Consider the following 9914-nt stretch of genomic DNA (forward strand, 5'->3'; position numbering starts at 1 on the left):
TAATTTGTTAGATTGATGTTATATACTAAATAATTGTCGCATGCGCCAATGCTTTTTAACCCTCTTATATTGGAATCATTATGGCAAGCTTAAAAGAGATACGTGCCAAAGTCACCAGTATTAAAAGCACCCAGAAAATTACTCGTGCTATGCAAATGGTTGCGGCAAGTAAAATGCGCCGTGCCCAAGAGCGCATGGAAGTGGGTCGCCCGTATGCTGATAGTATGCGCCGGGTTATTTCACATTTGGTGCATGCCTCATCAGACTATAAACATCCGTATATGGTCTCGCGTCCAGTCAATAAGGTTGGCTATATTGTCATTACCTCTGATCGCGGTCTGGCGGGTGGTTTGAATATTAACTTATTCAAAGCTTTATCTAAGAGTATCCAGCAGTATCAAGATCAATCTGTACAAACTGAGTTTGCAGTCATTGGCGCTAAAGGTGTGAGTTTTTTCAAAAACTTTGGTGGTAAAGTGACCTCGGCAGTAACCGATTATGGTGATAAGCCAACGTTTGAGCAGATAAACGCACCGGTTCAAGCGATGCTTGACGATTATACTAACGGTAAAATAGACCGCATCTATGTGGTTTATAATAAGTTTGTTAATGCGATGACCCAAAAGCCGACTGTCAATCAATTGGTACCTTTACCAGACAGTGCGTTTGGTGAAGAAGAGAGCGGCATTCAAACAGAACTGAGCTGGGATTATATCTACGAGCCTGATATCAAAACATTGATTGATGAGTTGCTTGGCCGCTATATTGAGTCGATTGTGTATCAAGCGGTAATGGAAAACATTGCCTCTGAGCAGTCCTCACGTATGGTTGCAATGAAAGCGGCGACAGATAATGCTGGTGACCTAATTAACGATTTACAGTTGGTTTATAACAAGCTGCGTCAAGCGGCGATTACCCGAGAAATCTCGGAAATCGTTGGCGGTGCTGCTGCTGTTTCATAATTGAAACCCCTTATGAAACCCACTATATACAGAAGTTCAAGGAGAACGCAATGAGTAGCGGTCGTATTGTACAGATTATTGGCGCGGTTCTTGACGTTGAGTTCAACCGTAGTGAAGTTCCTCAGATTTATGATGCTTTGCAAGTAGATGGTACCGAAACCACCCTAGAAGTACAGCAACAACTAGGTGATGGCATCGTCCGTACTATCGCAATGGGTTCAACTGAAGGCCTAAAGCGTAACTTAACAGTCACTAACACTGATGCGCCTATTGCTGTGCCTGTTGGTATTGGTACGCTTGGCCGTATCATGGATGTTCTTGGTCGTCCTATCGATGAAGAAGGTCCTGTAGAAGCTGATGAAAAATGGTCTATCCACCGTGAAGCGCCAAGCTACGCGGATCAGTCAAACAGCACTGAGCTGTTAGAAACTGGTATTAAAGTTATCGATCTACTTTGCCCGTTTGCTAAAGGTGGTAAAGTTGGTCTGTTTGGTGGTGCTGGTGTTGGTAAAACCGTTAACATGATGGAGCTGATCAATAACATCGCTCTAAAACATGAAGGTTTGTCAGTATTTGCTGGTGTTGGTGAGCGTACTCGTGAAGGTAACGATTTCTATCACGAAATGCAAGAAGCCGGCGTTGTAAACACTGAAGACTTTAGCAAATCTAAAGTTGCGATGGTATACGGCCAGATGAATGAGCCACCGGGTAACCGCTTGCGTGTTGCGTTGTCTGGTTTGACCATGGCTGAATACTTCCGTGATACGAAAGATCCTGCCACTGGCAAAGGTCGTGACGTATTGCTGTTTGTTGATAACATCTACCGTTATACACTAGCCGGTACTGAAGTATCAGCACTACTTGGTCGTATGCCATCTGCGGTTGGTTATCAGCCAACACTTGCTGAAGAGATGGGTATGCTGCAAGAGCGTATTACCTCAACTCAGTCTGGCTCTATCACCTCAGTTCAAGCAGTATATGTTCCTGCGGATGATTTGACGGATCCATCACCAGCAACGACGTTTGCGCATTTGGATGCAACGGTTGTATTGAGTCGTGACATTGCTTCACAAGGTATCTATCCTGCGGTTGATCCGCTAGATTCAACCTCGCGTCAGCTAGATCCATTAGTCATTGGTGAAGAGCATTATAACGTTGCTCGTGGCGTGCAAGAGATTTTGCAGCGCTATCGTGAGCTAAAAGACATCATCGCTATCTTGGGTATGGATGAGTTATCAGAAGAAGATAAACTAGTCGTTTATCGTTCGCGTAAGATTCAGCGCTTCTTGTCACAGCCATTCCACGTTGCTGAAGTCTTTACTGGCGCACCTGGTAAATATGTACCACTACGCGATACCATTGCTAGCTTTAAAGCAATCATCGCGGGTGAATACGATGACCTACCAGAGCAAGCGTTCTATATGGCTGGTGGCATCGACGAAGTTGTTGCTAAAGCAGAAAAAATGAAATCTACTGCAGCGTAAGTTGTGTTAGCATTTGCTAAAGGGCAGATAGGCCATAAAAAGTCTATTTGCCAGTTAGTAACGCCTCGCAGTTTTGATTGTGTTTTGATCGTAAGGAGTTAAGTATGGCAACGTTACAATGTCGCGTCGTAAGTGCTCGTGAAGAGTTGTATTCAGGCGAAATTAGCATGTTAATAGCTACTGGTACCGAAGGCGAGATTGGTGTATTGCCAGGTCACACACCGCTTATTACTTTGTTAAAACCGGGTGCGATGCGAGTGCAAACACCAAACGGTGAAGAAGAAGTGATTTATGTATCAGGCGGTGTTTTAGAAGTACAGCCGAAGATGGTTACCGTATTGGCTGATACAGCGATGCGTGCACATAACCTTGATGAAAGCAAAATTGTCGAAGCACGTAAGAAGGCTGAGCAGATGCTGGTTAATCAATCGGATACTGTACAAACTAATGCAGCTTTAGCATCATTAGCAGAGTCTGTGGCACAGCTACAGACTATCCGTAAGTACAAAAACCGCGCTTAATTTTTTGTGGAAAATTTTAGAGTTTCCTTTTGACTCTTACCACAGATATAAAAAAACAGTCCATCATGGGCTGTTTTTTTATGTTTATTATTTAATATTCTATGCTTGTTGATCGAGGATAAATACACGATTTATGATGCAATTTCGATCTCGACAGACAGTTTTTTAAATATGATTGTTAACTAATTATACATACATGAACTATGCATTTACTAATTATGTATCGAATAATAATAGGCAGTACGGGAATAGTAGATGAAAAAGTCACTGGCAGCAAAGGTGATATGTCGCTATATTAGACGTAACAGGAATACAAGTATCGGTATCAATCAAGTATCCTATCACTGTGCGCTGCATTAAAATTGGCTACTTATAGAAATTCAGGTGAGGAAAGGGTCGTAAAAAAACATTTCACTTGCTATTATTTGTATAAAGCTCATAATTTTTGGACGTAAACTAAAGTTTTAATGGGTGTAGTTTATAGGTTTTGTTAACGACTATAAGCTATAGTATAGGAAGCTGTATGTTTAATAGTATACTGTGCTACCAAGTTTGTAACAGCTATACCAACATCAATTGTGCCACTTAATGGTGCTATTAATTTTACCGCTCTTACTTTTACTGCTTTTAAATGAGATGTATTAGAGGATATAACAATGACAACGAATGAAGAAGACAACACCCCCCGAATTTTGATTGTTGAGGATGATGAGCGTCTGGCCATGTTGACTCAAGATTACTTGGTCAAAAATGGTTTAGAAGTCGCTATCGAAACCGATGGTAATCGTGCTATTCGTCGCATCGTCAGTGAACAACCAGATTTGGTCGTACTTGATGTCATGCTTCCTGGTAGCGATGGACTGACGGTATGTCGTGAAGTACGCCCGCATTATCAGAATCCTATTTTGATGCTGACTGCGCGTACTGAAGATATGGATCAGGTACTGGGTCTTGAGATGGGTGCGGATGATTATGTCGCTAAACCTGCTCAGCCACGTGTCTTGCTAGCACGTATTCGTGCGTTATTACGTCGCTCAGAAAATGCCCCATCAGAAGATGTGCCACAGCGCCTAGAATTTGGTGAACTGGTCATCGACAATGGCGGTCGTTCAGTGAATTTAGGTGATGAGTTGGTTGATTTCACCAGTGCTGAATATGACTTATTATGGTTGCTTGCTTCTAATGCGGGTCGAATTCTTTCGCGTGAAGATATCTTTGAGCGTCTACGTGGTATCGAATATGACGGTCAAGATCGTTCAATTGACGTTCGTATCTCACGCATTCGTCCAAAAATCGGTGATGATCCAGAAAATCCAAAACGTATCAAAACCGTTCGTAGTAAAGGGTATTTGTTTGTTAAAGAAGGCAACTAAGTCAATTTTGCTCCGGCAACGGCTTATTGCTCATTAGCGTGACCAAAGAAACCAGCAACTAGGCTGGTTTTTTTGTGGCTAAACTCGAATTTTTGAACTTAAATACAGCGTTATGTGGTTTAATTAAGCAATTATTATGGGTGCTGCCTAAATATACATGAGGTAAATGGATTTTAGGTGATGCTCAGTTATAAATTAAAATACAGCAGCCAGAATGGTTTTTTATTCAACAGTGTTTGATATCATTTATCACGCAGCGCTTGTTTGCTGAATGATGTCGGCAGTTTTTATTCATTAAGTTGGTTACGGCACGTATGTCATTAGTCTCTTCTTTAAAACACAGTATCTTTGTTCGTATTTATGCTGGGCTACTCATAGTCTGTTTGTGTGTGGCATTGTTTGCTCAACTGTTGATGGATACCATCAACAAAGAGCGCGTCCAATCCTACCGTGAAAACATGGCAACAGGGGCTTTTCATCTGGTGAGTGAAGGTATCGCTCATCAAGAAAGTGAAGAGCAGCGTGAATATTGGTTGTCTGATGCCAGTAGTTTATTTGGCTCAGAATTCAAAGTTTTGCCTATTGATGAAGTAGACTTTAATGCCAGTGAACTGCGGCGTTTTGAAAATGGCAATACGGTCGTTCGTTATACCGAGCAACCTGTCTATGCCGATGTGTACTATCGTCTACCGGACAATCAAAGCGTTTTGACCGCCAGAATATCGCAAGTGACTGAGCAGCAAGTACGGGCAATCGCTGTGTTTTTATTAGATGATTTGTCTTACTATGTGACATTATCTGACAAGCGTGCCCGTTTGGCTGAGCTGGAAAAAAAGTTTTCCTTTCCTTTAGAGTTTAAGGCCGTCAATACACTGGATTTGGATACCGATCAGCTTGCACGATTACGCCGAGATGAAGTGGTTATTTCCTTACAAGATACCAATAGCAGTAAAAGTAATTCGGCTATTAGAGTAGTGGTGCCTTCTGAAATCAATGACATGGCGATATTGATTGGTCCGGTGCCATTATTCAACTGGTTCCCACTTAATCTGATTATTAGTATGATTCTTATCAGCATGTTTTTAATCAGCTTAGGCGTGTATGCGTTGATTTTTCCACTTGAGCGTAAATTGCAGTTGATTCAGGTTGGCGTCAATGAGGTGAGTAAAGGTAATCTTGAAAGTCAAGTTCAAGTCATTGGGCAGGATGAAATTGCCCGTTTAGCCGCGACTTTTAATGCCATGACCTCGCATATCAAGCGCCTTATTGAGTCGCAGCGAGAATTAACGCGAGCGGTATCACATGAGCTGCGTACACCGGTGGCTCGTATTCGTTTTGCCGTTGATATGTTGGCTGATACGGATGACGAAGACTCGCGTTTTATGCAGCGTGATTTTATTGATGAAGATATCGAAGCGCTTAATGGTTTGATTGATGAGATTTTGACTTACGCCAAGCTCGAAGAAGGCTCACCAAAGCTGGATTTAGAACCAGTCAATCTTAGAGAGTTATTGGAGCAGATTGAGCGTGAAACCAATGCCTTGGGTAAGCCTATCAAAATAGTGACCAAGCTGCCGAATGCTAAAGTAACCGCTGTTGCAGATAGGCGTTATTTACACCGTGTGATTCAAAATTTGGCGGGCAATGCCTTACGTTATGCAGAGACCACGATTATCATTAGTGCTGGCGTCAGAAAGGGCAATGCTTTTGTTAGTGTTGAGGACGATGGTCATGGTATTCCAGAAGCAGATCGCGAAAAGGTCTTTATTCCATTTTCACGTTTAGATGACAGTCGTACACGCGCTTCAGGCGGCTATGGCTTAGGCTTGTCTATTGTATCGCGCATTGCCTTTTGGTTTAATGGTAGTATGAAAGTCGATGAGAGCCGAGAGCTTGGCGGTGCACGATTTGTCATGACGTGGCCTATCAAGCCACTGACACAAATTTTGGCTGCTGATGAACTGACGCAAGAAAAAAGCGAGCGTGGGTTTGAAGATAAATAATGCCACTGCACAGAATTGTCGGTTAATTTTTATTATTAACGGTTTAAAGATAGCTTTAAATCAGAGGAGGGCAAAGGATGCCATATTTATTTGGTGGTTTGGTGGTACTAAATGCAATAACGTTGGGCTACTATTTATTCTTGCAGCAGCCATCGACGACGCAAACGTTGACAGCAGCGCAAGAAAATATTACTCAGCCATTAGCGTTTACCAATAGCGCCAAATATATTCCACCTATTATTGGAAACAAAGACTAGGTGTTATACAACTAAATAGTCGCAGCGAATTGTTTTGAGTATTTATTAGCTTTAGTGATGAGCAATTCAACCGCTATCAGTTCTCTTTGTTCCATGTCTTGTCATTAGAGACAGGCGTTTTTTCTGTATCGGCTGCCATGGTTGTATCTCCAGCAACCTTGGAAAGTAGGGGAATACGCACACACACTTGTAAACCTCCGTCGGGATGGTTAATGGCTTCTACCGTCCCATGATGCAATCTGGCAATACGGTCTACAATCGCTAGACCTAAACCACTGCCTTGTGTGGTACGTGCTGTCTCTCCGCGTTCAAAAGGCTGCATAATACGTTCTAACTGATCTTCTGCAACACCATCACCACAATCACGCACACATATCAGCAATTGTTCTTGCGCCTCTCTATTGACGACATTTTCACTGACGACATCGCTATCTTCCTCTTCAATAGTTTCTATAAAAGTTGGCACAACAGTCGCTGATAGGTAAATGGGCGGTTTGCCATAACGCTTGGCATTATTGACCAGATTGATCACAAGGCGTTTGATAGACATGGGGCGCACAGGAACCACTTTGTGACACTCTGATTGATAGATGAACTCCATTGGTGCAAATTGCACCATAATCTCATTAAAGATGGTATCCAAATTGGTTAGGCTGACTGGCTCATCGGAGCCATCTTTCATAAACGAGATAAACTGCTCTAAAATGGCATCCATGTCTTCAATATCATAAATCAATCCCTCTCGAAAAAAGTCATCAGGTAACATCTCAGCAGTCAAACGCATACGAGTTAAGGGCGTTCGCAGATCATGCGAGATACCAGCGAGCATAATCGTACGCTCTTTTTGTGCTTGATTTAACGTCGTGAATAGACGATTGAATGCCATGTTGACCTGACGTATCTCCGTAGGTCCTTTTTGTGTTGGCAACGTAGTGGCATGACCGAGGCGAATATAGTTGGTCGCGGCACGCTGCAAATATCGTAGCGGACGATTTAATTGCCGCGCCAGTAGAATAATGGTCAGCAGCGATAAAATAGGCAATCCAATGAGAAACAGCACCAACAATGCTGGACTATATTGTGAATAATAAACCACGGGTTCACGAATCCAAAAGCTGTCATCACGGCTGTCTTGCACCCAAAGCTGCGGTGTCGGTTTGAATTTAAAATAAACCTCGACAGGTCGACCCAATTGCGCACCGATTTCGCGTTGTAATACATCAGTGAAGACACCGACAAATGCCTTATCAGACACTGCTGGAAAGTCATTAGGGTTATTCACTACCACGACATGCGAGTGTTGATAAATCCATTGGCGTACTTCAGGGCGATTTTTCCAGTCTTTGTTGACACTATTCATCAACTGCAGCTCGCTCGTTAAGTAACGCGCATGGTTTTTAAGCTCGGGTAAATATAGACTGCGCCAAAAAAACAGAATCGACAAGCTGACACTGATAAGAACAATGAAAGAGACCATCAAGGTTGTCAGCCAAGTGTTGGAGTAAGAGCGCGTGAACCGCCCTTTGCGACGTGGTTGCGATTTTGGTGTGGTCATATGGATCCAACATATTAAAAGATGCTTTATTGAGTTTAGTGTAAAAATGGTGCTTTTTTATGTCGTTCAAAAACAACGTGCCATACTTATGAGTAGCGTAATAGCTAATACTCTTGAGCGATGACGCAATTCGGTAGGCGATAGCATCATTCACTCGCTGACTATGTCATAGAGTAGCATAATCAATGAATGACACGGATGGCTTTAAAACAGTAGGCAACAATTGAATACTCAAATTTGCACTAATATAGTACTGAGTAATATAGCACCGAATAACACAGCGCTGAATAATACAGCAACGAGCCACTTGGACATGATGTAGAGGCAGTATCTTCAGTTAAAAATCAGTAGTGATGATCAATTGTATTTTACATCGATGGGCATTTAAGCTATTGTTAATAAATAATTAAATAAGCGCAGTTTATGTTTTCAATAAATCAAGACTGTGATATAATTATGCCCTTTTTGGTATACCTGCGAAAGAGAGAATTCACATGGTTGTTATTCGTTTAGCACGGGGCGGTGCCAAGAAACGCCCATTTTATCAAGTAGTTGTTGCTGATCAACGCCGCGCGCGTGACGGTCGCTATATTGAAAACATCGGCTTTTTTAACCCACTCGCTAAAGAGTCTGAAGAAGCAGTACGCCTAAATATGGAAGCGTACAATGCGTGGATCGTAAAAGGTGCACAACCTTCAGATCGCGTTGCTTCATTGGTAAAAGCTTTCAACAAGTCTGTCGCGCAAACTGAAGCAACTGCTTAAGTTTTGTGGTCACTGAGACGCTGATAGCTCGTCTATAAGCAGTCTCGATAGACTTTAGTAAAAAACATAGCGTAACTGGTCTAACTAGGTACGCCATTAACTTTTTATCGCTTTTAACTGCGTTTATCGTTTTTAATTGCTTTTTATTTATCTTCGCTGTGTTCATCATTGTTAGGTTAGCCGTTATGTCCTCTGCTCCAAACGCTAGTGCCCTTATGAAAATTGGTCAGCTCAAAAAGCCTTATGGCATCAAAGGTTGGCTTTGGGTATTTAGTGAGACAGATGATCGTACGGCGATATTTGACATTAAACCTTGGTGGATGAAAACCGCTACCGGCATGAAACCTTTAACCGTTAAGGCTTGGCGTGAGCAAGGCACAGGAATTGTGGCTCAGTTTGAGCAGATTCCTGATCGCAATGTTGCTGAGACTATGAACGGGGTAACTCTTTGGGTCGAGCAAGACATCTTGCCAGAACCCGCTGAAGATGAATATTACTGGTCGGATTTGGTCAGCCTGCGCGTTGTAAATGAGCAGGATGAGTATCTAGGCGACATTACTGAGATGTTTGAGACTGGCGCTCACGCTATTATGCGGGTTGCGGCAAATTCAGACAGCTTAGATGCCGATGAGCGCCTGATTCCATGGCACAAGCAAACTGTAGTACAGGTCAGTCTGACTGAAAAAACAGTGCTGGTGGCATGGCCGAGTGATTATTGATAATTATTTTAACTTTGCGGTTAAGCTTTATCAGTAATAACACCGATTTATTTAGCCAATATTAGCCACTGCGCAAGTAGATACCTAATGTATTTTGCCGTTATTAGTATTTTCCCTGAGATGTTTGCCACGATTCGTGAGTTTGGAATTACGGGTCGAGCAGTCACTCAGAAACAAGTGACGATTGAATGCATTAATCCGCGTGATTTTACCAGTGATAATTATCGCCGTATTGATGAACGTCCGTATGGTGGCGGTCCTGGCATGGTGATGATG

General features: G+C 42.5%; 9 protein-coding genes and 1 pseudogene. 9 read left to right on the forward strand and 1 reads right to left on the reverse strand.

Features of this window, described 5'->3' with window-relative positions; translation table 11 throughout:
• The first annotated feature begins 80 nt into the window (after positions 1-80).
• From atpG to B2575_RS05510, 6 genes are all read left to right on the forward strand, one after another.
• Complete coding sequence (gene atpG / locus B2575_RS05485; protein ID WP_045445883.1) at positions 81-962, forward strand: F0F1 ATP synthase subunit gamma; 882 nt, start codon at positions 81-83, stop codon at positions 960-962.
• Between the two features lie 50 nt (positions 963-1012).
• Positions 1013-2446, forward strand: coding sequence for a F0F1 ATP synthase subunit beta (gene atpD / locus B2575_RS05490; RefSeq protein ID WP_296240490.1), 1434 nt, complete (start codon positions 1013-1015; stop codon positions 2444-2446).
• A 104-nt stretch (positions 2447-2550) separates the two neighbouring features.
• The gene (locus tag B2575_RS05495) at positions 2551-2967 is read left to right on the forward strand and encodes a F0F1 ATP synthase subunit epsilon (protein WP_021812807.1); all 417 of its coding nucleotides are present in this window, start codon (positions 2551-2553) and stop codon (positions 2965-2967) included.
• A 656-nt stretch (positions 2968-3623) separates the two neighbouring features.
• Complete coding sequence (locus B2575_RS05500; protein ID WP_045445894.1) at positions 3624-4340, forward strand: response regulator; 717 nt, start codon at positions 3624-3626, stop codon at positions 4338-4340.
• Positions 4341-4654: 314 nt separating this feature from the next.
• The gene (locus B2575_RS05505) at positions 4655-6343 is read left to right on the forward strand and encodes an ATP-binding protein (protein WP_045445985.1); all 1689 of its coding nucleotides are present in this window, start codon (positions 4655-4657) and stop codon (positions 6341-6343) included.
• A gap of 77 nt (positions 6344-6420) precedes the next feature.
• Positions 6421-6600: a hypothetical protein gene (locus tag B2575_RS05510; RefSeq protein ID WP_045445897.1), complete on the forward strand. Its 180-nt coding sequence runs from the start codon at positions 6421-6423 to the stop codon at positions 6598-6600.
• A 76-nt stretch (positions 6601-6676) separates the two neighbouring features.
• Here B2575_RS05510 and B2575_RS05515 read toward each other — a convergent pair whose 3' ends face one another.
• Entirely contained in the window at positions 6677-8155 is a 1479-nt protein-coding gene (locus B2575_RS05515) for an ATP-binding protein (protein WP_296240492.1), read from the reverse strand.
• A 494-nt stretch (positions 8156-8649) separates the two neighbouring features.
• Here B2575_RS05515 and rpsP point away from each other — a divergent pair, with 494 nt between their 5' ends.
• The 3 genes and pseudogenes from rpsP to B2575_RS05530 form a co-directional block, all read left to right on the forward strand.
• Positions 8650-8919, forward strand: coding sequence for a 30S ribosomal protein S16 (gene rpsP / locus B2575_RS05520; protein WP_296240493.1), 270 nt, complete (start codon positions 8650-8652; stop codon positions 8917-8919).
• 185 nt (positions 8920-9104) lie between these two features.
• Positions 9105-9638 carry a ribosome maturation factor RimM gene (gene rimM, locus B2575_RS05525; protein WP_045445903.1) on the forward strand — a complete coding sequence of 178 codons (534 nt, stop codon included), beginning with the start codon at positions 9105-9107 and terminating at the stop codon, positions 9636-9638.
• An 87-nt stretch (positions 9639-9725) separates the two neighbouring features.
• Positions 9726-9914: pseudogene (locus tag B2575_RS05530) on the forward strand (tRNA (guanosine(37)-N1)-methyltransferase TrmD); the annotation flags it as partial.

The organism is Psychrobacter sp. UBA6739 (assembly GCF_002453835.1).
Classification (GTDB): domain Bacteria; phylum Pseudomonadota; class Gammaproteobacteria; order Pseudomonadales; family Moraxellaceae; genus Psychrobacter; species Psychrobacter immobilis_A.